Raw genomic sequence first — 21,831 nt, 5'->3', positions numbered from 1 at the left:
CAGGTGTTAACGGAAATCCCTCACCTGAGGAATGATCGACCGGATCCGCCCACGAGCAGGGTAGTATGCCCGGTACCGGAAATGACGCTGCAAGATCCGCGACAGCTGTGGGTCGGTTTCACCCATCCGTTTCACGACGAACAGCAGCGCCACGGTTATCGCTAAGCCGACAGGAATGCCGTACAAGGGACCGAAGCCCCCCGTGCAGGCAAAACCGACCCCGACCCCGATTAGGAAGGAGCTCAGGATTAACTCGCGCTCGCCTCCCATGATGGTCTGACGACGCAGCAGCGACCGGTGGATCGGTCGGATGGGCAAGCCATCCATCAGCAGCTCACTGCACTGGGGTTAATCATGCGGACGATCGCCGCGCCGCCAATCAGAATGGAAATTGCCATCACGACTGAGAGCAGCGTTTTGGTCATGCCGGTCAGCTCCTCGCCCCATACCATCTTGGCCCCAGCACCGAAGAAGGCGGCAATCGCGATCGCAAATGCAGCCTTCCCAGTGAGAGCATTCGCGATGGTGCACAACGGGCCATCCCATGGCATCGAGCCGGCAAACGCCGCGGAGGCATAGAGGCACAGCAGAATGGCCATCTGAGCTTTGGCGATGCTGTTCATATTGGTCTTCATTTCGAAATGATCTCCATCAAATAACACTGTTTAATGCATAAACTAAAGGTGAATTTTAGCGAGCTGGGGGGCGAAGCTGTCTGGACACTTTTAGGTGGTCGCGCCCTCCTTTGCTTTCCTCGCCTTCACACGGTCACGCAGACCATTCAGATTGGTCAGGAAGAGAATCATGAAGCCGATGGCCGCAGCCCCGGAAATCAGGAATTCATTACCGATGTGATAGACAACCTCTGGGCGACATATGAACTGTTCCATATTTATGTTTCCTTAATAACGAATGGTGAATTGGAACTTGCGTGTAACTTCGTCGTACCCGTTGACCTCGATCATCTCACGCAGCTTGCGGCCGGTTGGGGTCCTCTCGATATAGAGGATCACGTTCACCGCTTCTGCGATGAGCGCTCGCTGCGGTAGATTGGAAACTTCCTGGATGAGCTGGTCGATCCGGAGCAAGCCGGCTTCACCTCCGTTCGCATGGACTGTCGCGCATCCACCCGGGTGTCCGGTATTCCATGCTTTTAACAGCGTTAAAGCTGCGCCGTCACGCACTTCGCCGACGCAGATTCGGTCTGGCCTCAAGCGCATCGTGGCCTTCAATAGCATTTGCATCGGCACGGTGTCCGTTGCCCGCAGCAGCACCTTATTCGAAATGGAGCACTGCAACTCGCGGGTATCTTCGATGATCAGCATGCGATCATCAGGTGTAAGCTCGGCAATTGCGTGCAGAACCGCATTGACGAGCGTAGTCTTACCCGATCCCGTCCCGCCGACCACCAGGATATTTTGACGTTTTCTCACCGCGTCACGGATGTAGTCCGCCTGGGCAAGTGTCATAACACCCTGCTTCACATAATCGTTCAGCGTGAAGATCAGCGAGGCCTTTTTACGGATAGCAAAGATCGGCCGCTCCACTACTGGGGGGATGAGAGCTTCGAAGCGGGAACCATCCAACGGCAACTCACCCTCGAGAATGGGATTCTCGACGGTGACGGTGTCGGAAAGCATGGTGGCCACGTTATTGATCAGAGAAGCCGCTTGCGATGGGAGCATCTTAATGACTTCACCATCTCTATCACATAAAGGAGCCATCCCCTCCCCCAGGCGGTCGACCCAGACAATACTGTCGTCGTTTAGCATCACCTCAACAACCTTCGGATCCAGCATCGCCTCCATGATGTCTGGCCCGAAAGCATAGCGAATTGCATCGAGCAAACGTTCTTGGTTGACCCGCTCAGCCGCGGACAAACCGGAAAAATCTTGGTCTGCGCTCATTCTTCTTGCTCCTTGGAAATGTGGCGTCGGATAAAGCTACTCACCGTTGCAACAGTCGTCTGGACGTTGTTCGCCTGCAAAAAAGCACAGATTTGACTGAGCGAGTACTCCTTCTCACGCAAGGTCTTAATGTCTTCGAGGAAGGGCATCAATCTCGAGCGCCGCCCTTTGCCTGCGATGGGCGTAGATTTTATAAAATCGTCAACAGATATTTTGTTCATGGCGACCTGCCATAGAAGTCAGATTTACGAAATTGCACATCGGCGCTGAAAACTCCCAACTGATCGCCCCTTGTTTTCACCAGTGAAAACGGAGAGGTTCTCCCTTTGATCGATACCACGGTAAAACATTCTGTGATAATTGTGCAACTTATGTTGAACTTTAGCAAGAGCCGCTGCATAATCTGCGCATATATCAATGAACTATTTACAAACCAGATCATAGGGAGGTACGAATGCCAGCATGGACGTTCAAACGCCTCACGATTGCCGCTTGCCTCTTGGGCGCGATCGGACAGGCCCAGGCCTCGTACAGCGTGGTTGACGATGAGCCCCCGGCTGCGGGAGTCCGCCGTGGGGACTCCGTCAACAACCATGCCGTACCATTCGCTAGCGGTAGCGCCCGTCTTGGCCCGCTGGGGCGTAAGGCCATACAAGAAACCTTGCAAGTCATTTCCTCATCAGACCAAATCATCATCACCGGTCGGCCAGACGCCCGTTACAACACTGCACTCGCAAATCAACGTGCAAATACCATCCGCAGTCTTTTATTGCAGCGCGGGATCAGTGCGCCCAGGATCCGCATTCAGAACGACGCCAGCGAAAACAGCGCCAAGGCCGGCGTCTACCTGAGCCTCATACAAATTTTTCCGTCTTCCGCCGGTACCCCGGTTGCAAGATCCAGCCCCACCACCAACATGGCAGTTCCGACAGTTCCCCGATCACCAGCAGCGCCTGGCAGCGGCGCACAGGCGGGGCTGGCCAACAGCGATGTACGCCTCTTGATCGTCAACAAACTCCTAGACATTAATGCCAACGGCAAGATCGACCCGCAAACGGCGATCACCATTATGAAGGAGTTCACCCAACCGGTAGCCAGCACGCAGCCATCTCCGCCTAACATCGAAGCTGGGGCCAGCACTCCCTTACCACCTCCTGCCGCGCCGGCAGCTGTGCAAGAGGCGCTAGCACAGTTGCCAAAGCCCGCCGCAGTGGCTCCAGCAGCGCCGCCTGCCGCTGCAGAAATCATCAGCGCGGCAGCGCTGCCGGCCACAGTCGTAACCGTAGCGTCAGATTTCTCCGCTCCGCCGGAAACCGCGCCGAAACCCAAGTGGGTGCTGGACCCGACCAAGACACTCAAGGACAACCTGGAGGTTTGGGCCAAAGACGCTGGTTACCGCCTGAACTGGAAGGCGTCCAACTACATCAAGGTCAACACCGCACGCACTTACGAGAAGGACTTTCTCGACGTGATGAAAATCATCAATGCCAGCGCGGGCAAGCTGATCAAGATCGAAATCCTCCCCGACGAACAGCCGACACCGGAAATCCGAGTGACGGACCGCTAACAACACACTTTGTTGAAGGGTTCGAACGAACATGAAACGCATCATCATTGCCCCGCTGATGGCAAGCCTGCTGGCAACCGGCTGCTCCACCAATTATCGTCAGCAGGCCGGCGACTTGCATAAGAACGCCACCGAGGACTACGAGAAAGCCAAGGCAGCCTCAAAAAGTGAAGAGCCGTTGATCGTCCTCCGCGGTGAACAGCCTCTCTCTTTCGAGAAATTGTCTGATGAGGCTCAGGAGGCCAAGCAGCGGGCCTGGCTGCGCCGTATGCAGCTGACCTATGTCCCCAAATATCCGGTTTCCGCCTTCGAGATCCTCAAGGTTTTTCGTGATCATGGCATCAATGTTACGAGTAGCCTTCCTCTGGATAGTTATATGTACGGCGGCCATGGCGTGCGCAGTGTCAACGGCGAAATCGCCTTGCAGGTCCTCCTGGGTGCAATGGGGCTGGATTACGAAGTCGACGACAACAGTCATGTCGTTGAGATCATCCCGATGAAATCGCAAACCTGGAGCATCAACATTGGTAACCGCACCACGTCGTTCAATACGGCAACGCTTGATCCGAGCGGTAACAGCACGAGTTCGACTACGTCCTCCTCCAGCTCTTCTGCGACCGCTGCTCCATCGAGCATGACGCCGAGCGGCTACGGGATCGGCGCTCAACAAGGCAGCTCCGGCAGCTCCGGCAGCAATGCCGGTTCGAACGGCAACACCATCTCAAGTAACGACAACTTCTGGGGCAGCCTGAAAACGGAACTTGCCGGCCGGCTGTCCATTTTGGTTCCGGCCAATAAAGCCGCCTCCTCCGCACCGACACCGGCTGCAGGAGGAGCCACGCAAGTACCAGGGTTCAACTCCAGCATGCAGCGAGGCATGCCTGGTACCGCGATGGGCGGAGCTGGTATGGCCGATGCGGAAGGCGGTTCCGACCTTTTCGTGACCCAAAAGGTCGGCCGCTACCAAGTAAACCCCGAAACCGGCGCAGTCACCGTTCAAGCACCGCGCTGGCTGATGAAAGGCTTGGCCCGTTACCTTGATGACGTGCAGTCCATGTACAACACCCAGATCACGTTCGAGGGCCGCATCATTTCAGTCACCAGTCGAGAAGACCAATCAGAGGGTTTCGACATTGCTGGACTCGGCAAATTTGCGGCCGGCCGCTATGGAGCGGTGCTCAGCAACAACATTTTGGGCGGAGCCACCATTAGTCTCCCGACGGCAGGCTCGAATATTCCGAGTGTTACTATCGGGAATAGTGCGCTACCTGGCAGCAGCAGTCTGTTCGGTATTTCCTCTCCGCTCGACGGCTTGCAGATCTTCAACGCCTATCTGACTACGCAACAGAATGTCGAAACCACCGACAAGCCGCTCGTGTCCACCACTAGCGGCACGCCGGTCGAGTTCGGCCAAATGACGACTAGCGTTCGCATCAAGTACGACCAAGAGGTCTCCGGAGGCTCGGCCACAACCAGCTCGATCGTCGCCACGAAGAACGTGGAAGTGCCTTACCAAATCGGCTCCGTCTTGCGCATTAATCCGCGCTACGACGTGTCGAGCGGCATTATCCGCGCGCAAGTATCCCTGCAACAGAAAATCCTGCAGGGATCCGTGGATACCGTTCAAGTGGTCACCGCCGGCGACAAAATTCAGCAAATCCCAGGGCAGATTCCCCTGATCAAGGACCAGGTCAATACCGGTGAGGCGGTACTGAAAGACGGCGACCTGATCGTGTTGGGTGGGCTTTCGTCCTACTCCAACAGCGATACCAGCAGTGGGATTACCGGTTTGAAGGATATTGCCGCCCTAGGCGGTTTCTTCGGCAAGGTCAGTCGCAGTAAAACCAAAACAACCACTTACTTTGTCCTCAAAGTAAGCATCACCAAGCGCGGGGGCTGACGTGAACAAGCGGCACCAAACTGGGTTTACGCTCTACGAAATGCTGGTTACCACGGCAATCATGGGTATCCTCCTGTCTATCTTCAGCGACCAGATTGGCGCGGCCCTGGGAATGAATCAACGTGCCTATCAGAACCGACAGTCCCTGAACAACCAGCTCATCGCCTCGGTACTGCTCGATTCGGCTCGCACTCAGTCCCCACTTGGCACACTGCCGGCTCCGTTTACAGGGAATGGTTACACCAGTACTGTCTTTGACCCCAGCAATGCAACTCTAGGTAGCTCATTCCAGCAAGCCGGGTTGTCCACGAACGAGATCAACGACGATGGTTTCGGCAGTCAACGCGTTCGCGTGTATCAGCGGGTTACCGGCCTTACCCAGCAGGTCCCGCTCTACACCCGCAGCGGCGCGCTGGTCCAGCTGACCTACCAGGTCGGGGCGATATACAACACGACTTGTGCCTTGACCGGATCGGGTTGTAACCCTTCCGCGACCGGCGTACCTGGCGCAAGCGCACAGATGACCAACTCCAACGCCACCACGTGGACGCCGACGGCGCCAGACTTTGGTACTCAGATTTTCAGCACGCTGCCTTTGCAAAAAAGCATGCTGCAGACCAGCGTTGATCGGATGGATAAGCTACGCGATTCGTTGCTGAACTACTTCCGAGAGAAACGCCAGCTCGCAGCGGCCGACGATACGACCAACTATTACCCGGCTCCAACCGGGCCCGGTGCCCCCAACCTTTCTGGCGGCAACCCTGCCACCAACCAAAGTTGTTACGACGGCTGGTATGACCTATCTGCCGCTAACGTAAACGTCCTTGCCCAAGTTGGGCTGGGGCAGGACGAGTTCAGCAAAACTGCATGGGGAGGAGCTATCCAATATTGCCGTGACTATGACCCAACCGTTTCCGGAGCAAACAAAATTCCGCATTACGCCGCCATTCGAATCCACTCGCAAGTCTCGCTTGGCCAAGCACCAGACGGTGCCATCGCCGGCAATAACGTAGTTCTTACCTTTTAATCACATCGTCCAAGGAAAACAAATGAAACGCATTTTCTCGCCCTCTAACGCTGTCACCGATCAGGCCATGCGCAAAGCGCATAGTAATCGCCCCGTCCAACCCAAAAAAAACACCGGTTTTACTTTGATAGAGGTCCTGGTTGTCATTGCCATTATCGGCTTCCTCATCATGATCGTCGCGCCACGTGTCTTTGGGACCAGTGATAGCGCCAAAGCGATGAACTACTTCACAGCCGCGGATCGGCTCACGACAAACTGGCGAACTGCTAACGAAAGCTGCGGCACATCCAAGATCATCGGCACCAGCCCGATCACGACCACTGTCACGACTGCGGCGCATCTGCAGTTCCTGGTTGATGGAACGGGCCTGAATCCGCAATATCAGGCCTGCTACAACTCCAGCAATATTCAGCCGGCGCGCACACAGATTCAAGGGGACGCCTCCAACGGCTACACCGTAGGAGAATCGGTTATCAGCATTCAATCGGTGACGATCAACGGGCAGCCGCGCGTTCAAACCAGTTTCACTAACGTAGCTGACCAACTCGTCCTGCAGCTGTTCCAAAAGTACAGTTCGGTGGCGGGGGCTCGCACCGCAACCGCCCTACCGGCATCGGACGCCAGCGATCCTCAGATTCAATTCTCGGCGGCAACCAACGGTTCCCGAACTCTCACCATCATTCGATAACCGCATACCATGCCACTCGTCGTCATTCTTTTTGCTACGTGGTTCCTTGCCATTCTTGCCGGAGTGGCTGCCAACCAGGACGCGCTGATTGAGTGGTATGGTAACCAGCAGCGCGCACTTCAAGTGCGCGGGCTGGCCGCCGACATCTACCAGCAGATCCGCGAAACTGGCACAGTACCAACCGACCTGAACGCTTTCTCAGCAATGCCGGGGTATGAACATCAGCGGCTGGTGATCAATACACCATGGCAGGGCTACGCTGTCAGTAGCCTGCTGACTGACGGTAATTGGCAATACCAGCGTGTAGCGATGTTCTCGCAGCCGGCGGCCAGCGCGGTGGCCTCGTCGCAGTACCTGGACTCCTCTCACAACGCCTGTGGCACCACCGCCTTCGACAATGTCGCGACCTGGTGCGGTAGCAAGACTTCCTATTGGTGGCGTTTCGATCTCAAAGACGAGTACGCGCGCCAAATCAACGCCGAAAAAACGGCACAGCGTCGCTTGCTCCAGAAATTCGCCAGCTATTACGCGATGGTAGCCAACAACAAGCAGGTCTTTCCAAACCCGGGCGGATCGTCCGTCAGATTGACCGACCTGCTTGCCGGATATTCCAAAACCGCAACCTCCTGCACAGGCCAGTACCAGTGGCAAGGCATCCCGCTCGACTGCAGCGACCTGTATTCGGCATGGGGGACCCCTCGCGTGTACAACTATCTCAACGAGGACTACATCGCGATCCTGGCGACAGCCCCCTTCACAAACGCGGCCGGCGCGGCTGTTCAGATCTCTTCACAGCTCGACGCGACGACCCGCGTATTCAACTAAGGAATAGTTATATGAACGCTATTACGACACCCACCGCAGCGCCCCCGGTCAACATTCTGCATCGACTGGGCGAGTGGGGGTACAGCCTCGAATCGGCCGGCGACGACCTGAAAGCCATGGCGGAACAAAGCCTTCGCTTCGAAACGCTGCGCGCCGGCGATGTGGTGATCGAGCTCGGCTATGCCACCCGCGACAAGGTGGAGAGTGTGCTGGCCGATAAGCCGCGGAATGTACCGACACTTGAGCACCTGACCAGCCAGATCGACAACCTGCGCCCCCACATCCAAAAGATTCTCGCGCTCACGCAAGGCCTCCCCTACTACATGGTGCTCCCCGACGCGCCACACAGCGCCTTGCAGCAGCCACACATCTTGAAGGCCTGCAACGAATATGAAGCCGCGCTCATTACTACGCCACTCGGCTTTGCCTGCCTGGTCTTCACCGAATTCTCGCGCCTGAAGGATTACCGCCAGATGGGACGCGACGAGCGTGCCAATGATCCGATCTACCAGCTACTGGAAAAATCTCCGCTGCTGGCGGTCGGCAATCGGACGGAAATCTACCGGTTGATGAGCAACGACCGGGGTGCGGTGAACGCCCTGCAACAGGATGCGCAGACCAAATACTTCACCCCGGACCAGGCCACGACAGAGTCTCAAAAACTGGTGGTGCGGATCCTTGACTTTGCCGCCGGCAAAAAGTCCAGCAATATCCAACTCGCCCCCCAACCCGACGGCATCGTCCAGGTCCGTTACCGCCAGTCGGGCAAAATGCGCGATATTCCCGTCTGCCCACGGATCAGCCCCGAGCAGGCTCAAGAGATCAACCAGTTCCTGCATCGCATCAGCAATGCGACCTACACCGCCGGCAAAAAACTGGTCGAAGGCCGGCTTATCGCCCCGGCCGATGGCCAGTTTGTCTATAAATCGCAAGATCACGAGGTCAACCTGCGCCTGAGCTTCACGTCTCCGAACGCTGCGGGCCTATCTCACCCTTCGGAGTTGGTATCCATCCGGTTGCTCCCGCGGGACACCTCCAGGGTTGACTTGAAAAAGCAGAAGATCAAACCGGCCACCATCAATCTCATGACGACTGCCCTGAGCCAGTCGCAAGGCCTGATCTTGTTGGCAGGTCCAACGGGATCGGGCAAGTCGACTACAATCGCCGGCATGCTCAGCCTGCACTATGACATGTACGGCGATACGATGAACCGGCTGAGCGCCGAGGACCCGATTGAACGCCTAATTCCAGGGATCATTCAGCACCAGATCGATGCTCGAAACACCTTTGACGTGCTGATGGCCGCGCACTTGCGCCAGGATCCTGACCTGATCTTCGTGGGCGAGCTACGCGATCGCGCTTCTGCCGCCACTTGCGCGCGCGCCGCTGGCACTGGCCACGTTGTGGTCTCGACCGTGCACGCCAATAACACGATCCTCGCCTACCGGGCCGTGATGGCCTATATCGCCAACACGCATGTCGACAATGCCAATGCTGCGATCGTCACCGAAAATGACCTGATCGAATCGCTCAACCAGATCATCTCGCAACGGCTACTACCACACTTGTGCCCCAAATGCTCCGCACCGATCAACAGTCAGAAATTCGATAACGTCGCAGGCCTAGCCAAAGATTATTGCCGACAGCATGGACACACCTCGCTTACAGACGCCCAGATTGCGCAGCTGCGTAAGAGCAAGGCGGCCTCTCCCGACGGCTGCTCATATTGCGACCATACCGGTTTCGTCGGCGAGCTTCCGATCAATGAAACGCTGACGTTCACCCGTGAACTGAAAGACCTGCTGCACGACATGGCCGAACGCAAAAGTTTCAAGCCCAGCGCATTGGCAGGGTTTCGAGATCAGACACTGTTCGAAGCGGCACTGCAGCGCGTCCTAATCGGCGAAGTTGCGCTGCAAGATGCTCTGATTTGATTTTCACTGGTGAAAAATATGAGCAAACAAAGCTTTCGCCTGGTCGACCTCAAAATGGCGGCCTCTTTCATGCACAACCTGCTCGACAGCGGTATTCCAATCGACCAAGCTCTGGTTGAGATGTCCAAATTACAGAAGCCACACAAGGAATTTTGGCTGGCTGCCAGCATCCACTGCCGCAATGGCTATCCGCTTTCCTCGTATTTGAAACAGCACTGGCCATCCACCACCACAGCCCCCGTGGAAATCGGCGAACTCACAGGTAAGCTTCCAGAAATCTTCAAACAGGTTGAAGAGACTATCTCTTTGCAATTGCAAATCCGCAAGAAGTTAGGTCTGCTCATCATCCCTGCGGGATATATCCTGAGCGGCTTTGGGGTATGCCTTTTCTTCCTGATCGGTGTGATCCCGACCTTGATCAAAGGTTTGCCCAGAACCCAAGGGGAGAAATCCTTCATCGTCAGACTCACAGAGGGAATCCAATTCTTGATTCACGACCATTCTCTGCTAATGCTGGGCGGGCTGGTGGCAATCATAGGACTCGGCAACCACCTGCTCAAACAAAGTGAGGTTCGCCAAGCATTGCTGGCCAAGCTCGATTATGTTCCTGGCCTCGGGATGGCCATCAGAGCACTTTATTATGGTCTGTGGTCTAAGTACATTGGTGTCATGACCGGCTGCGGGATCGCCCCCATTGATGCGATTCGCTGCTCAAACAACTTACTGCTCTCTTATATGGTGCCCAGCGTGATGGCAATCGCCGAGAACGCACCGCGTGGGTTATCGGAAGCAGTCGACCTCGACCGCCTTCCAGAACACGATCCACGCCAACACCTCCCCGTCTTCGTTGTCAATGCGTTTCGGCTAACCGATTCCACGGGTGATTCGGATAAGCATTTCCAGAAGGCCAGCCAGCCATTGATCAACATCGGTATGGAGATCATCGAGAGATTCGTCGACATCAGCAGACTGGTGGCAATTATGGTGGCGGCTGTCGTTGGTGTAACACCAATGTTGATGTATTTTATACAAATGGCAGAATCTGCTAAAGTCGTCGGACAATGAACTTAACGATTATTCATAAGGTAGCCATCCACAATGAAGAATAATCCTTTGCTAAACGCACTAACCACGCTGCGAAAGATTGGCAGGTCCACCCCACGCGCGGAAGCCAATGCACAACCCTTGGCCGACAAGCCGGCCGCCAAGCTTCCTCCTCTCGCATCGACGGATCTTCCGAATCCCACAGGCATAGGTATTCCAGCTGCCCAAGGCAAGAGCCGGTTTGAGCAGCTGGTCATGCAAAACGACTACCTCGGCGATGCCGCCGGCGTCGCACAGCTACAGCCATCAAAGAAACCCATCATCCTGCTGGGCGAGCTGGTCTTCGCCTCGCTTGAGAAGTCCCCGATCCGGAAAGGCTTTCTGCCGCAGCCGCCTCGATCGCTCGGCAAGATCCTACGCATCGGCAAGCAGCGGCACATGTACGTTCAGATACATGAAACATTGCTAAATGTTGAAAAACGTGTCCGCTTCTCTCTTGCCGTCGACAGTATCCTTCGCTACGGCCGCAAGCAAAAAGGACGCTGCATCATCATCAACGGTTCCCACTCCGTGGATGAGACCTATATCAGCCTCTATACCTTCGACAAGGGAGAACTGGTCAAGATCAGCGAGAAGATCCTCGTCTCCGCCGACAACTTCCGTTACGACACAGAGGTTCGGCAATTGCTGGACCAGCATAGTCACCCGGACACCCGGCTGATCTGGACCAATCCCCTGTTGCCGGTCGACTACCCGGGGTTGATCCTGGCCAAAGACACGCCATTCGCAAAGGCCACCAGCACGCGCCTTACCCGTCACACGGCCCATCATGGACTCCGCCAGATGGCCTTACCTGCCGGCCTGGCGATCGTTGCGCTAGTCGGCTATGCCGCCACCGTGGCCTCCGACGTGGCTCGCTTCAATGCAGTCAAACACGACTATCAGCGACTCGCGGCCGCAGGTCCGACCAGTATCGAATCGCTGGACCTCCTGCGCGCCAGGGATCAGTGGATGAAATCGGGCAATCCGCTCCAGCAACAACTGCCCAACCTGGATAAGCTGCTGATCGCCGTCGGTAGCCACCCGGATTGGCGCATCACGGAGCTCACCCTGGGCGAGTCTGATCAGATGGAAGGACCAAATACCGAACAGGCCGCAAAACAGGCCGTAAAAGTGATCCAGTTCAAACTGCGCGTCCAGCGCCAACCCGATGTCGCTCCCCTTGACCAAGCGCAGCCGATCCTGGCCGAGTTGGCCAGTTCGACCGGCATCACGTTGCGGCTCGTCCCGCAAGGCTGGCAGGAAGCACACGAGGGCAATCAGACCTGGTTGTCGTTGACCATCAAATCGGGCAGTGGTGAGTCTCCGACCGCCAAACTATAAGGACCATGCAATGGAAAGTCGCCAAGATAATCGAATGCTTGCAATGGCGATGGCTGCGCTGCTTGCGGCAGCCCTGTATAACGGCGGCGACCTGACGCACCAGGCGCTCGCGCGCAAGGCTGACGGACAGCAAGCCGCAACCCAGCGACTCGCTCAGTGGCAGGCTCAGTACAAGGAGCTCGCGCCTTCCCAAGTTCGTTGGAAGAACACCTTCGCCCCCGCCGACGACGTGAAGGACCAGTACCGCCTGATTCAACTGCTGAATATCCAGCAGTACGGCCTGCAGATGCCGATGGACAGCTTCACAGTCAACGACATCAAGCCCATCGAGTTCAACGGCCAAAAACTGGGACTCTACAAGGTTTGCATCGGCAACACCGGCGGCAATCAACTGAATTTCGTTGCCCAGGACTACCAAACCCTCCTCGCCGCGGCGAAACAACTCGCTCAACGCCAGGATCTGAGACTCGACAAACTGACCGTGCAAGCCGGAACCGCACCAACGATGGTGGTCTATAACGCTTGCCTGCTCGTCCGCAGCTGAGAAATGCCATGAAAACCAAAATTGAGACCAGTTCCCGCAACATCCTGCTGATCTTAGGACTCGCAGCCGCGGCGGGAGTCTATTACGGGGATCAACAGCTACGGGTGACGTTGGATCAGTCGCTGCTGATCGTCGGCGGGATGCCCCCGATTAACGCCACGCATGAGGATAAGCTCAAGCAACTCTATCCGCTGATGGCTACCGCGCCGGCGAAAGATCCTCGCATTCTTCAGCCCGACGTGCCTGGGAGTACGCTGGCCGCGCCGCCTGGCGCGACCAACATGGACCAGATTTTCGAGATCCGCGCGGCCAAGAGCGAGGCCTCAGCAGCCGCAACCGAGCCGGCGGCACCGGACTACTTTGCCCTGCTGCAGACAAACCAGCTGATGAAACTTGATGCGACCGCCCCTGGCCTAGGCGCGTTCATCAACGGCAAGTACATAGCCCTCGGCCACCCGATCGAGCAGTTCGCCTATCCGTCCGGCCCGGGAAAGGCCGAAATCGCCCCTGTCCTAACCGTCGTCAGCGAAACCTCCGTCCTCATCGCCGAACCCAGGGGAAAACGACGAATCCAGTTGACGATGAACAAATAACAAAAGCCGGCTTATGCCGGCTTTGTTCTTCTTCTTGTTGAGACAGCAGCGTTTACTTGATCCGCGCGTATTCGATCGTCCCTCCCATGCCTCCAGGCACCGTCAGCGTATCCGTTTCTTTCACGTGGCCAATGTTCACTGCCCCCATCCCTGCCTGGATCTGCAGCACGCCGTCCTTCAACACCGCGGGAAACTTGCTGGTCTTGAGCTCCCCCTTGCTGAAGAAGTCCGGCTTGGTCTCGTTCACCAGGAAACTATCGCCATTCCTCACGATTTCAAGCGACGACTTGGCATTCTTGCTGTTCTGCCATTTCCCCAGATATTCACTCCCCTGCCCGCCGCCACAGGCGGCCAAGAGCAACGCTACCGACATTACCAGGATTTTTTTCATAGATTGAGCCTTTATGATTTCCGCCGAAAGCCTCTAACTCCCCTGTGAGACTTTCACCGGTGAAAATGGGAACCGCGCGGCGAGACGCCGGCGCGTTACATGGCCGGCTTACTTCCGAATTCGAAGATCATCCAGCACCTTGCCTTCTACCAACGCCCGCTCGACCCACGACGGTTTACGTCCCTGGCCAGACCAGGTCTTACCAGAGGCCGGATCCTGGTACTTTGCCTCCATAGTGCGCCTCGGCCGCTCCTCACCGAAATCAGCTAATGTCAGCCCGTGCACTTTCAACAGCTCGCGAATGCGCTTCTTAGCTTCAGCCTGCTCTTGTTCCTTGCGTACCGCGATTTGGGCATCCAGCTGCTTACGCAGCTTGAGGAGGTCAGGGAAAGACAATGACTGCACGTCGATCATCATGCTATTCCTAATGCTGGATCATAAGGCGGATACAATAGCACATATGAATGATGTTTTTCACCCAGCCAATCTGGTCTGGGTGGCCTAAATTGCTAGGTTTATGCGATACTGGAAGCGAAAAGGAGGACATCACGATGAAGACCTTTCTAGGAGTGCCTCTCTCGGAAGTCGTCGACGAGGCCCGCCGCGCCGGCGAAAATGCGATCAAACAGCGACTGGAGAAAGGGCTGCCCGTTTCCGGTCTCGACGCGCGCGGCAAGATCGTGCAGGTCAAGAAGGTCGCACCGCCGGCGGCTGCAAAGAAATCACTCAGCAAAACAGCTTTGCGGATACGTAGTGCACTGGGCAAATCCAAAGCCATTCGTACCGCCGCAATCCGACTCGGGCACAAAAAGAAGGCCGCCGCCTGACACCGTCATGACGCAAACCCACACTGAATCGAACACCCCGGGCGACCAAGAGTCGCCCGTTTCATTGGTAGTGATCGCCGGCCCCAACGGCAGCGGTAAAACCACCTTGACCGATTGGCTACGCCACCAAGGCCGGTTGCAGATCCCGGCCAACTACGTCAACCCCGACGAAATCGCCAAAACTCTACCCGGTAGCGAAGACGAACGTAACCGCACGGCGCAGCGCCTGGCCGACGATCAGCGGCGCGCGTGGATGCGCGCTCGAGAGCCGTTCGCGTTCGAAACGGTCGGCTCCCACAGCTCCAAGCTGGGGATCATGCAGGATGCTCGCCAGCTTGGCTACGACGTCACCCTGATCTTCGTATGCCTGGCCACGCCTGACCTGAACGTGCGCCGGGTACAAAATCGCGTTCAAGACGGCGGCCACGATGTGCCACAAGACAAGGTCAGAGAACGCTACCATCGCGTACTCTCGCTACTGCCGCTGGCAACCGAATTGGCACACCAAACGCTGGTCTTCGACAACTCTATCGCGCTGCAGGGCCATCGCTTCCAACTTGCCCTGCAGGGCCCAGAGGTGATCGAGCGGAATGATCAGCTCGAGGCCTGGGTCGAAAATGCCCTGTTGGTCCCGCTCCAGGAGCGCGGGGAGGACCGTGCGCGGTTCACCGGCCTGCATCCCGGCTACGATACGCCAGCCACGGCACGACTCAGCGCCGGCGACTACGCTGGAGGACTGTTATTGCTCGGCCACCACCTGGCGTTCCAGGATGCCGGCAGGCAAGTCGTAATTGAACATGACCTGGCCGTGGTCAAGCCTCACCAATTGGTAGCCGGTGATCCTACGATGCGGCTTACCTACACCAACGGGAACGTGACGGCCAAGATCGCTTCCGGGGGATCCCTCAAGAAAAGCCGCTAAGGATTACCACTCCGACCAAGTTCACTAAAGTCGGTAACACGTCTGGCTGAAGTTACGACTACGACAGAACAACCAGGAGAGACAAAATATTCAGCATGGCAAATGTAAAAAAACCTAGCGCTATCTTCAGGTCACGTTGAGTTCGCCTGGACGACTTCCGTTCCAAGTCGGCACGCGCCTCAATCAGCTGGCCCCATTCGGATATCGCCGCGTCCATACTTTTGTACAGCACAACAGTGCAAGGAGGGGGATAGCTTGCGCAGTTTTCTAATTCGTTCTCCAGCATGTCTCTCCTTAATTGGCATGTCCATAAGGTTCATCTTCAAGCACAGGCACGCCTTGTTTTTTGAGCTGAGGGATCAGGAATAGCTCAAAAACATCTTCGTCACGGAGTCCCTTTATATCCTTTGGAGTTAGACCAACATTCAGTAGTTCTCGTCGCTGTTGACGGACCTTAACTGCGCACACATACATAATCAAACAGCCAAGTCCAAACACAAAAGCTAGCATGGACCCTATGACGATGGGACGCGAGAAGAAATCAACTACAACTGTCACAAAAGAAACTAAATTTTGATCGGAGGATGACTGGGTTGATTTACTGGGTCCAATTATGAAATGAAACAATATGGGTGCAGAAACCAACATAACCAGGCCGCCCCCGTACTCTATAGCTCTGTGCCAAACGTAGGAAACTGTGCTTTGGTAGTTGTAGATAGCACTTTGCTGAACTTCTGTAAGTTTTGCGAACTCATCGCGTGTCATATATCTACCCTTTTACAAAGAATACTCTTGGGCCGTGGATCTCGACAAACCCCATGATCATACCAAATAATACTGCTATTCACCCAACCCAACCAACCCTGAGAGCTGGATCCTCTTCTAGAAACAGCCCGATGATGTACCTCTGTTGCACAACGAGGACATCAATATAATTAATAGGATGCTTACCATTTCGTGGTAGTTAGACATTCTATCTTGCTTCATGGCTATTTTTACGCGGTGCGTTTAATCCAAACGACGTCCACGCAGTGATGCAACAATCCCGGCCGAAAAGCCAAAGCCGCCTCCTAGCCCGATAATCAAGTCACTCCACAAGGCCCCTTGCATCATACCTTTTACACCCAGCCCACAGAACAGGAAGCTTAAGACTACGAGCAATATCGCTGCCTTTATATTCTCTGAATAATGGAATTTCTTGCTTTTGGACCTGAACATGATCATTTCCTTTTCATAATTTTCGTGACATCAAACCCTGTACCATACTATTGATTTCTGCCACTGTCACATTGACATGATTTTAGTGATAGGTTCGCTGCATGCAAACCGGGATGCGTTGAAAAAATGGCTCCTGGCTGTCCGCCCGTGCAAACTCGAAGCTATTGCTAGGTTTGTGCATACAGATGAACCACATACCGAGTGCCCGTGCTCTCCGGTGAGCAGGCATGAAGCCGAAATAATCTCCGATAGCAGCCCGGTAAGCAATTTTTTTGGGTACGATTGAAATAGCCATCTTGATCTCCTTAATAGATCACTTGGTTAGATGGATGCTGTGTTACCAGCACGGCGTCCATCACTTAATCTTGCAGCATGAGCATTGCGGACAACTTTATACCCCTGGGTACGGAGGCCTTGGGCTATCGAAAGCCTTCTCGATTTACGCGTTTTCACCAGTGAAAATCATAGCCGTCCTATGGTATCCCCATAGTTTTCTAATCCAAAGCCGCGCCAGAACTGTGGCAGCTCAAAACTCGCAGAATCACGCCGGCAGCTCGGGAGAATCTTGCAGATCCACTTTTAGGCTGAAACGAACGTGTCGTTGGCCACGGAGTACTATTACAGCGTACGCGATTTTCATAGCTTCCCGATCACTATCAAGAACAGCTTTGCGAGACCAATACCGGTTATGCCGCATTTGAGCAGCACCGCGGAAAAAGTGTCCACTCGGAACAGCCCCAAATACAAGGCGATCAAGCTGACGATAACCCCAGCCAAGAACACCCATGCGGGGACAACTATGCCCAACATAGCCAGCAACACAAGGGAGGCCAAGAATATGGATGCTCCGCATAGTGGAACAATCCATGGGCGGTTTCGCCCCAGATAGCCGACTGGCTTGCCCATCCCATCGTCGCTCGATGAGTACTTTGTAAACATATCGTACATGTCAGACCCCTCGAATCTTGTTGATACCGTTTGATAAGCGTCTTTCAAAAATCCCTTATAGGATAGCAATGCCGGAGCTCGCCGGAAAACTACCAACTGGTAAGGGCTTGTTACTTGCCCAATTCACTCAGCTTGGCATTTCCAAAGACCAGAACTGCAACAATCACAGCAAGCACAACTACCCCGGCTGTTAGGTGGTTTATGACCTCGCCCTGGTTCGGCAGCATCTTGCTAATCCAGTGATAGGCCGGGATGATCGTGTAGTTGGCTACTAGAACGACAGAAAAAATTTGCAATCCCATACCTGTAAGCATATGGATAACATTTTCATTGCTCCGATATATCAGGACGAGGCCGGCTATCATCAAAGCAATTGACCAGATCACGTACAGCATTTCAGTCACCTTGGCTTAGTGATAAATGGTAGCTAGTAGACGGCTTACACCGTCTGGAAAAACCAGGCTGGCATACGCCCATGTTGATAGGCTCCCAGCAACAGCAAATGCAATTGTTCGCCAACGCGACTTCGCCAACACCGAATCTATATCCAGTTCCAACGTCCTCCAAGCTTGGAAACACGTCAGACCGAATACATCCAAATCAGCAGGATGCACACCCATTGAGCGCGCAAGCTCCGTAGCGCCACTAGAATAAACCTTTGTGCCACCAATTTCAGGCTGAGTCATAGCTACTTCCATTCGTCTGCAGATGGTAAAATTCTAGCCTCTTTATGTTGACCGGTCAACATTTAATTGAAGCAGAATTTCGTCTAACGCCACACCCAAACTCTTGAATCCATTCGCATCTCGATAGGCTTCAAGATTGGCCTTCGCTTCGACGGATACAGCCGCATCGATTCGTGCCCTTCCGGCCTCTGTCTCTCGCTCTCTCTGCGCAGCTTTACCCAGACGAAGCTGCTCTTTGCGTGCCTCCTGGGTCAAGCCTGCCGGGCGTCCCCGGCCTCTCTTCTTCTCGTCCAATCCGTGCTCCTAGTGCGACAAAGCCGCCCTATCCTGGGCGGCCTGGTGAATCTGCTCGTTGATGCCAGCGACGCTGGCAGCGATCAACAAACGTTTCAGAGAGTTAGACAGATTCAACCTGGGCGTGGAGTTTAGATGCACCTGTTACGCAGGCCCCCAAAGGGGGTAGCAGGTTAATTATTGTTTGACATTTTTTTTCAACTGCGGCGATGCCTTCTTCGGTAACTTTGCCATTCTCCAACTCTGCCTCCCATTCCAGCCAAATTGGTTCAAGCCCAGGAACAATCAATCGAAGCTGCACAATATGAAATGGCTCTCCTTGTATTCTCTTGTAATCCTTTGCATCATCCCCCCAAGTTCCGGTTAAAACCTGCTTCTCCGCTAAAGCAACGGCAGAAATATTTAGCCAAGTATTAGGTTTAATTTCGACTCGCATATCTATTCCATAAAGACATTTCCGGCGGCCGGCCGGCAACGGGCGGCACCTGGCCGCGATGTTTCGCGAAACTTGGTAAGGTTGCGCCGCGAATGTCACTTACCATCGGTTCATTCCGTGGTTGGTCGCTTTACGGAACGTCTCACGTACTTCGGGCGAAACAGGTGCGTTGTCGAGCACGAACAGGCTGACTGACACCTCCTGCGCCACTTCTCTACCGAAGTTCTCTGCAATCTCCCGCTCGAAGTTGTCAGCATTCTGCCCAACATACAGCAATACTGCCTCTCGCAAGCGAAGCTGCCCGAGCATGTTGCCAACCGCGGCTTGCCGCGCCTGTAGAAGTTTAGCTTGCAACTCCACGATGTAGCGATCTTGCCGCTGAATTTTCTCGGTCAGTGTTTCTAGAACTACGTCATTAGACATACTGATTCCTCATACCCTTAGATAAAAACATTTTCCGTAATGTGGCATTCCTATCGGCGCAAGCAAACCCAAAAAGCCATGTTTGCTTTGTTGCCGCTGTTTTCAGATTGTCCGCCTGAAACTGAACGTTCATACCCCCGTCAGCGCGGTCTTCAATTTTGATGGTGATGCTTGCCGCCTTTGTTTCTCCCAGGCCACATGGCCGCGATAACTTCCCGTTACGACTTTATGGTCTGGTTATTGTCCGAAGCACTCAGTTCAGCGTTGGGCCGAAACCAACTTGAAACGTAAGCCAGCATCAAAGAGGCTGCACAGTACATTGCCAAATATCTGGTTACAAGCCAGGTAGTGTCGGCGTACAACCGCCAGGGAGGGAGTGGTGAGCCCGTCGAGAAAGACACAAGGCGACAACCAAGATTGAAGCCAATCACAATCAGCCAGGGCATAGCCAAGGCAAGTAGCAGGCGGGCGGCCATCTGATATTTTTTCATGGCAATTTCCGAGTTAGTTAGGCCGGCTGTGCGACAGCACGTCCTCGATACAGAACCGGTCATGCACGCCATACTGCGGCGCGGCGAATACAACGTGTCCGGTGTAGCCCAGCCTTGCCGATGTCTTTGCGATGTCGAGTCGGCACGATTGCTCCAGCCCATCCGCAGGGATTACCAGTCTATCCTTTACCAGGGAGACTCGTTGGACCCTCCCCATTTTGATGAGTAGTCGACTCACAGCAGCTGGCCGGGAAAGATATCAGGTATTAAGCACCGTCTGAAAATCGGCCAGAATATTCTGCGGGATACTCAAAGTCACCAGCTCGTCCCAATGCTTCTTGATGAAGGTCTCTGCCAGCAAGCCCCGATCATATGGGCTGGGAGCCAAGGGAAGATCTGACAGCACAGTGTTCCCGCTGTGCTTAACCTCCACAACACGCAAGGCGTCTTGCGTACCCCAGTTCTCATCAAATACCAGATCCTCGACGATTGACGGGCCGTACTCCAGTAGCCAGGTTTTCAGATCGACGTCAGCCGGAATTTGCACTTCGGTGGAAACGTAGGCGCTCAAATCCACGCCAAACAAGATATCTACGGTCTTCATAACAGGCTTCATCAAGTCTGGTTTTGATGGTTTAATTCTAGGATAATTATGTTGACCGGTCAACATAAATTTTAAGTAGAATTGCATCCAATGCAACACCAAGACTCTTAAATCCATTCGCATCTCGATAGGCTTCCAGATTGGCTTTCGCTTCGACGGATACAGCCGCATCGATTCGTGTCCTTCCGGCCTCTGTCTCGCGCTCTCTCTGTGCAGCTTTACCCAGACGAAGCTGCTCTTTGCGTGCCTCCTGGGTCAAGCCTGCCGGGCGTCCCCGGCCTCTCTTCTTCTCGTCCAACCCGTGCTCCTGGTGCAACATAGGCCGCGTCGGCAGCCTGGTGAATCGAATTCTCTAATGCCGGCGTGCCGGCATGGGGAAAACGACCAGTACCTAGAAGCCGACTTGGCCTTGAGCGATCAGCGCTTGTAGAGCACATAGCTCATTGTCGCCAGCGTTTGCAAGTGCGCCACCTTGTTCAAATAGTTCAGGCAGCAGATTGTGCAGTTCTCCATGCTCCATATGGGAAACCTTCGTGAGCACGGCCTTAGCCAGAGAATTGGCTGCTTCATTCCAGTGGTTATCCACTCACATCTCCTTTCGTTGAAAAATATTTTTGGTGATCAATCAATAAGGCTTAGCTGTGGCCTAATACCGGTTGGGCGGATAGTGTTATATCCATTTCGTTGTCGACTATGATTTTTACTTCTATGCGGCTTCTTATTTTGATTTCAGTCATTTGTTATAGTTAGATTACTAAACATTCTCTCAAGAAGGAAATTTGCTGTCATTTTATAATCTTTACCGAAAGCATATGTAGCTAAATTTAGCGTGTCATTCTTGCACTCTAAAACACTTGTTCCTTTTCTATCTAAGCAGGAATTAAAAGCGTAAGATATAAATCGTTGCTTACTATCCTTCATGTCAATTACTGATTCTACAGATGAAATCCTTTTAATTCTGTAGTCCTGAATGCTTTTGTCAAGTTCTTGATGGGAATAATATATCAACCAAAAAACTATGACGAGTGCAACTGCATAAGCGGATGCACTTCCTATAGCAGACAGCTCAACGCGCTCTGCGTACGATCCGCGATTCTTCTCTCGTCTCATAGCAAACTCCATTTCACTTCCTCCGACTACAGACCGGTACGGGGGCCAACTAGCCGCAATGTTTCGCAT

General features: G+C 54.4%; 32 protein-coding genes. 12 read left to right on the top strand and 20 right to left on the bottom strand.

What is annotated here, in order from left to right; all coding sequences use genetic code 11:
- Positions 1 to 6: 6 nt before the first annotated feature.
- From LQR33_RS09025 to LQR33_RS09005, 5 genes are all read right to left on the bottom strand, one after another.
- Positions 7 to 327 carry a VirB3 family type IV secretion system protein gene (locus tag LQR33_RS09025; RefSeq protein WP_231468533.1) on the bottom strand — a complete coding sequence of 107 codons (321 nt, stop codon included), beginning with the start codon at positions 325 to 327 and terminating at the stop codon, positions 7 to 9.
- The gene (locus LQR33_RS09020) at positions 327 to 635 is read right to left on the bottom strand and encodes a TrbC/VirB2 family protein (protein WP_231468530.1); all 309 of its coding nucleotides are present in this window, start codon (positions 633 to 635) and stop codon (positions 327 to 329) included. The genes LQR33_RS09025 and LQR33_RS09020 overlap by 1 nt, the downstream gene beginning before the upstream one ends.
- Positions 636 to 725: 90 nt before the next feature.
- Positions 726 to 890: a hypothetical protein gene (locus tag LQR33_RS09015; RefSeq protein WP_231468528.1), complete on the bottom strand. Its 165-nt coding sequence runs from the start codon at positions 888 to 890 to the stop codon at positions 726 to 728.
- A gap of 12 nt (positions 891 to 902) precedes the next feature.
- Entirely contained in the window at positions 903 to 1,907 is a 1,005-nt protein-coding gene (gene trbB, locus LQR33_RS09010; RefSeq protein ID WP_231468526.1) for a P-type conjugative transfer ATPase TrbB, read from the bottom strand.
- Positions 1,904 to 2,128 (bottom strand): hypothetical protein, encoded by a 225-nt coding sequence (locus tag LQR33_RS09005; protein ID WP_231468524.1) that lies wholly within the window; start codon positions 2,126 to 2,128, stop codon positions 1,904 to 1,906. The genes trbB and LQR33_RS09005 overlap by 4 nt, the downstream gene beginning before the upstream one ends.
- Positions 2,129 to 2,361: 233 nt before the next feature.
- Here LQR33_RS09005 and LQR33_RS09000 point away from each other — a divergent pair, with 233 nt between their 5' ends.
- The 10 genes from LQR33_RS09000 (at position 2,362) to LQR33_RS08955 (ending at position 13,412) form a co-directional block, all read left to right on the top strand.
- Positions 2,362 to 3,474: an OmpA family protein gene (locus LQR33_RS09000; RefSeq protein ID WP_269326231.1), complete on the top strand. Its 1,113-nt coding sequence runs from the start codon at positions 2,362 to 2,364 to the stop codon at positions 3,472 to 3,474.
- 31 nt (positions 3,475 to 3,505) lie between these two features.
- The gene (locus LQR33_RS08995; RefSeq protein WP_231468520.1) at positions 3,506 to 5,374 is read left to right on the top strand and encodes a type II secretion system protein GspD; all 1,869 of its coding nucleotides are present in this window, start codon (positions 3,506 to 3,508) and stop codon (positions 5,372 to 5,374) included.
- Between the two features lies 1 nt (position 5,375).
- Complete coding sequence (locus tag LQR33_RS08990; RefSeq protein WP_231468518.1) at positions 5,376 to 6,401, top strand: pilus assembly FimT family protein; 1,026 nt, start codon at positions 5,376 to 5,378, stop codon at positions 6,399 to 6,401.
- Between the two features lie 22 nt (positions 6,402 to 6,423).
- Positions 6,424 to 7,089 (top strand): type II secretion system protein, encoded by a 666-nt coding sequence (locus tag LQR33_RS08985; RefSeq protein ID WP_231468516.1) that lies wholly within the window; start codon positions 6,424 to 6,426, stop codon positions 7,087 to 7,089.
- 9 nt (positions 7,090 to 7,098) lie between these two features.
- Positions 7,099 to 7,914, top strand: coding sequence for a hypothetical protein (locus tag LQR33_RS08980; protein ID WP_231468514.1), 816 nt, complete (start codon positions 7,099 to 7,101; stop codon positions 7,912 to 7,914).
- A gap of 11 nt (positions 7,915 to 7,925) precedes the next feature.
- Positions 7,926 to 9,848, top strand: a complete 1,923-nt coding sequence (locus LQR33_RS08975; RefSeq protein ID WP_231468512.1) for a GspE/PulE family protein — start codon at positions 7,926 to 7,928, stop codon at positions 9,846 to 9,848.
- 18 nt (positions 9,849 to 9,866) lie between these two features.
- On the top strand, positions 9,867 to 10,913 hold the full coding sequence (locus LQR33_RS08970) for a type II secretion system F family protein (protein ID WP_231468510.1): 1,047 nt from the start codon (positions 9,867 to 9,869) through the stop codon (positions 10,911 to 10,913).
- Between the two features lie 234 nt (positions 10,914 to 11,147).
- On the top strand, positions 11,148 to 12,275 hold the full coding sequence (locus LQR33_RS08965; RefSeq protein ID WP_231468508.1) for a hypothetical protein: 1,128 nt from the start codon (positions 11,148 to 11,150) through the stop codon (positions 12,273 to 12,275).
- Between the two features lie 10 nt (positions 12,276 to 12,285).
- A complete protein-coding gene (locus LQR33_RS08960; RefSeq protein ID WP_231468507.1) occupies positions 12,286 to 12,819 on the top strand; it encodes a hypothetical protein in 534 nt (177 codons plus the stop codon).
- An 8-nt stretch (positions 12,820 to 12,827) separates the two neighbouring features.
- Positions 12,828 to 13,412 (top strand): hypothetical protein, encoded by a 585-nt coding sequence (locus LQR33_RS08955; protein ID WP_231468505.1) that lies wholly within the window; start codon positions 12,828 to 12,830, stop codon positions 13,410 to 13,412.
- Positions 13,413 to 13,464: 52 nt separating this feature from the next.
- On the opposite strand, the gene LQR33_RS08950 is transcribed toward LQR33_RS08955, so the two are convergent.
- Complete coding sequence (locus LQR33_RS08950; protein ID WP_231468504.1) at positions 13,465 to 13,803, bottom strand: hypothetical protein; 339 nt, start codon at positions 13,801 to 13,803, stop codon at positions 13,465 to 13,467.
- A 108-nt stretch (positions 13,804 to 13,911) separates the two neighbouring features.
- Positions 13,912 to 14,220: an H-NS histone family protein gene (locus tag LQR33_RS08945; protein WP_231468502.1), complete on the bottom strand. Its 309-nt coding sequence runs from the start codon at positions 14,218 to 14,220 to the stop codon at positions 13,912 to 13,914.
- A 134-nt stretch (positions 14,221 to 14,354) separates the two neighbouring features.
- Here LQR33_RS08945 and LQR33_RS08940 point away from each other — a divergent pair, with 134 nt between their 5' ends.
- Positions 14,355 to 14,630, top strand: coding sequence for a hypothetical protein (locus LQR33_RS08940; protein ID WP_231468500.1), 276 nt, complete (start codon positions 14,355 to 14,357; stop codon positions 14,628 to 14,630).
- A gap of 7 nt (positions 14,631 to 14,637) precedes the next feature.
- The gene (locus tag LQR33_RS08935) at positions 14,638 to 15,552 is read left to right on the top strand and encodes an AAA family ATPase (protein ID WP_231468498.1); all 915 of its coding nucleotides are present in this window, start codon (positions 14,638 to 14,640) and stop codon (positions 15,550 to 15,552) included.
- A gap of 58 nt (positions 15,553 to 15,610) precedes the next feature.
- On the opposite strand, the gene LQR33_RS08930 is transcribed toward LQR33_RS08935, so the two are convergent.
- From LQR33_RS08930 to LQR33_RS08870, 13 genes are all read right to left on the bottom strand, one after another.
- A complete protein-coding gene (locus LQR33_RS08930) occupies positions 15,611 to 15,838 on the bottom strand; it encodes a hypothetical protein (protein WP_231468496.1) in 228 nt (75 codons plus the stop codon).
- Between the two features lie 8 nt (positions 15,839 to 15,846).
- Complete coding sequence (locus LQR33_RS08925; RefSeq protein ID WP_231468494.1) at positions 15,847 to 16,317, bottom strand: hypothetical protein; 471 nt, start codon at positions 16,315 to 16,317, stop codon at positions 15,847 to 15,849.
- 243 nt (positions 16,318 to 16,560) lie between these two features.
- On the bottom strand, positions 16,561 to 16,770 hold the full coding sequence (locus tag LQR33_RS08920) for a hypothetical protein (RefSeq protein WP_231468492.1): 210 nt from the start codon (positions 16,768 to 16,770) through the stop codon (positions 16,561 to 16,563).
- A gap of 636 nt (positions 16,771 to 17,406) precedes the next feature.
- Positions 17,407 to 17,718, bottom strand: coding sequence for a hypothetical protein (locus LQR33_RS08915; protein ID WP_231468490.1), 312 nt, complete (start codon positions 17,716 to 17,718; stop codon positions 17,407 to 17,409).
- Between the two features lie 110 nt (positions 17,719 to 17,828).
- Positions 17,829 to 18,113: a hypothetical protein gene (locus LQR33_RS08910; protein ID WP_231468488.1), complete on the bottom strand. Its 285-nt coding sequence runs from the start codon at positions 18,111 to 18,113 to the stop codon at positions 17,829 to 17,831.
- Between the two features lie 333 nt (positions 18,114 to 18,446).
- Complete coding sequence (locus LQR33_RS08905; RefSeq protein ID WP_231468486.1) at positions 18,447 to 18,698, bottom strand: hypothetical protein; 252 nt, start codon at positions 18,696 to 18,698, stop codon at positions 18,447 to 18,449.
- A gap of 103 nt (positions 18,699 to 18,801) precedes the next feature.
- Entirely contained in the window at positions 18,802 to 19,134 is a 333-nt protein-coding gene (locus LQR33_RS08900; RefSeq protein ID WP_231468484.1) for a hypothetical protein, read from the bottom strand.
- A gap of 99 nt (positions 19,135 to 19,233) precedes the next feature.
- Complete coding sequence (locus LQR33_RS08895; RefSeq protein WP_231468483.1) at positions 19,234 to 19,557, bottom strand: hypothetical protein; 324 nt, start codon at positions 19,555 to 19,557, stop codon at positions 19,234 to 19,236.
- 218 nt (positions 19,558 to 19,775) lie between these two features.
- Complete coding sequence (locus LQR33_RS08890; protein WP_231468481.1) at positions 19,776 to 20,048, bottom strand: hypothetical protein; 273 nt, start codon at positions 20,046 to 20,048, stop codon at positions 19,776 to 19,778.
- A gap of 259 nt (positions 20,049 to 20,307) precedes the next feature.
- On the bottom strand, positions 20,308 to 20,652 hold the full coding sequence (locus tag LQR33_RS08885; RefSeq protein WP_231468479.1) for a hypothetical protein: 345 nt from the start codon (positions 20,650 to 20,652) through the stop codon (positions 20,308 to 20,310).
- Positions 20,653 to 20,698: 46 nt separating this feature from the next.
- Positions 20,699 to 20,950, bottom strand: a complete 252-nt coding sequence (locus LQR33_RS08880; RefSeq protein ID WP_231468477.1) for a hypothetical protein — start codon at positions 20,948 to 20,950, stop codon at positions 20,699 to 20,701.
- A gap of 93 nt (positions 20,951 to 21,043) precedes the next feature.
- Positions 21,044 to 21,238: a hypothetical protein gene (locus LQR33_RS08875; RefSeq protein ID WP_231468475.1), complete on the bottom strand. Its 195-nt coding sequence runs from the start codon at positions 21,236 to 21,238 to the stop codon at positions 21,044 to 21,046.
- Between the two features lie 143 nt (positions 21,239 to 21,381).
- Positions 21,382 to 21,774 carry a hypothetical protein gene (locus LQR33_RS08870; protein WP_231468473.1) on the bottom strand — a complete coding sequence of 131 codons (393 nt, stop codon included), beginning with the start codon at positions 21,772 to 21,774 and terminating at the stop codon, positions 21,382 to 21,384.
- Positions 21,775 to 21,831: the final 57 nt, after the last annotated feature.

The sequence above is a fragment of the Chromobacterium piscinae genome, from assembly GCF_021129175.1.
GTDB lineage: Bacteria > Pseudomonadota > Gammaproteobacteria > Burkholderiales > Chromobacteriaceae > Chromobacterium > Chromobacterium piscinae.
Note: the sequence above shows the minus strand (reverse complement) of the source record. Positions and strands in the feature narration are given on the sequence as shown.

Bases quoted from the DNA above. Each gene is read 5' to 3' on its own strand.
- LQR33_RS08870 (WP_231468473.1), bottom strand. From the start codon at position 21,774: ATGGAGTTTGCTATGAGACGAGAGAAGAATCGCGGATCGTACGCAGAG.
- LQR33_RS08940 (WP_231468500.1), top strand. From the start codon at position 14,355: ATGAAGACCTTTCTAGGAGTGCCTCTCTCGGAAGTCGTCGACGAGGCC.
- LQR33_RS09015 (WP_231468528.1), bottom strand. From the start codon at position 890: ATGGAACAGTTCATATGTCGCCCAGAGGTTGTCTATCACATCGGTAAT.
- LQR33_RS08935 (WP_231468498.1), top strand. From the start codon at position 14,638: ATGACGCAAACCCACACTGAATCGAACACCCCGGGCGACCAAGAGTCG.
- LQR33_RS08965 (WP_231468508.1), top strand. From the start codon at position 11,148: ATGCAAAACGACTACCTCGGCGATGCCGCCGGCGTCGCACAGCTACAG.
- LQR33_RS08925 (WP_231468494.1), bottom strand. From the start codon at position 16,317: ATGACACGCGATGAGTTCGCAAAACTTACAGAAGTTCAGCAAAGTGCT.
- LQR33_RS08890 (WP_231468481.1), bottom strand. From the start codon at position 20,048: ATGAAAAAATATCAGATGGCCGCCCGCCTGCTACTTGCCTTGGCTATG.
- LQR33_RS09005 (WP_231468524.1), bottom strand. From the start codon at position 2,128: ATGAACAAAATATCTGTTGACGATTTTATAAAATCTACGCCCATCGCA.
- LQR33_RS08980 (WP_231468514.1), top strand. From the start codon at position 7,099: ATGCCACTCGTCGTCATTCTTTTTGCTACGTGGTTCCTTGCCATTCTT.
- LQR33_RS09025 (WP_231468533.1), bottom strand. From the start codon at position 327: ATGGATGGCTTGCCCATCCGACCGATCCACCGGTCGCTGCTGCGTCGT.
- LQR33_RS08920 (WP_231468492.1), bottom strand. From the start codon at position 16,770: ATGTTCAGGTCCAAAAGCAAGAAATTCCATTATTCAGAGAATATAAAG.
- trbB (WP_231468526.1), bottom strand. From the start codon at position 1,907: ATGAGCGCAGACCAAGATTTTTCCGGTTTGTCCGCGGCTGAGCGGGTC.
- LQR33_RS08955 (WP_231468505.1), top strand. From the start codon at position 12,828: ATGAAAACCAAAATTGAGACCAGTTCCCGCAACATCCTGCTGATCTTA.
- LQR33_RS08885 (WP_231468479.1), bottom strand. From the start codon at position 20,652: ATGAAGACCGTAGATATCTTGTTTGGCGTGGATTTGAGCGCCTACGTT.
- LQR33_RS08900 (WP_231468484.1), bottom strand. From the start codon at position 19,134: ATGCGAGTCGAAATTAAACCTAATACTTGGCTAAATATTTCTGCCGTT.
- LQR33_RS09020 (WP_231468530.1), bottom strand. From the start codon at position 635: ATGAAGACCAATATGAACAGCATCGCCAAAGCTCAGATGGCCATTCTG.
- LQR33_RS08915 (WP_231468490.1), bottom strand. From the start codon at position 17,718: ATGTACGATATGTTTACAAAGTACTCATCGAGCGACGATGGGATGGGC.
- LQR33_RS08960 (WP_231468507.1), top strand. From the start codon at position 12,286: ATGGAAAGTCGCCAAGATAATCGAATGCTTGCAATGGCGATGGCTGCG.
- LQR33_RS08985 (WP_231468516.1), top strand. From the start codon at position 6,424: ATGAAACGCATTTTCTCGCCCTCTAACGCTGTCACCGATCAGGCCATG.
- LQR33_RS08910 (WP_231468488.1), bottom strand. From the start codon at position 18,113: ATGCTGTACGTGATCTGGTCAATTGCTTTGATGATAGCCGGCCTCGTC.
- LQR33_RS08950 (WP_231468504.1), bottom strand. From the start codon at position 13,803: ATGAAAAAAATCCTGGTAATGTCGGTAGCGTTGCTCTTGGCCGCCTGT.
- LQR33_RS08895 (WP_231468483.1), bottom strand. From the start codon at position 19,557: ATGTCTAATGACGTAGTTCTAGAAACACTGACCGAGAAAATTCAGCGG.
- LQR33_RS08930 (WP_231468496.1), bottom strand. From the start codon at position 15,838: ATGCTGGAGAACGAATTAGAAAACTGCGCAAGCTATCCCCCTCCTTGC.
- LQR33_RS08970 (WP_231468510.1), top strand. From the start codon at position 9,867: ATGAGCAAACAAAGCTTTCGCCTGGTCGACCTCAAAATGGCGGCCTCT.
- LQR33_RS09000 (WP_269326231.1), top strand. From the start codon at position 2,362: ATGCCAGCATGGACGTTCAAACGCCTCACGATTGCCGCTTGCCTCTTG.
- LQR33_RS08975 (WP_231468512.1), top strand. From the start codon at position 7,926: ATGAACGCTATTACGACACCCACCGCAGCGCCCCCGGTCAACATTCTG.
- LQR33_RS08995 (WP_231468520.1), top strand. From the start codon at position 3,506: ATGAAACGCATCATCATTGCCCCGCTGATGGCAAGCCTGCTGGCAACC.
- LQR33_RS08945 (WP_231468502.1), bottom strand. From the start codon at position 14,220: ATGATGATCGACGTGCAGTCATTGTCTTTCCCTGACCTCCTCAAGCTG.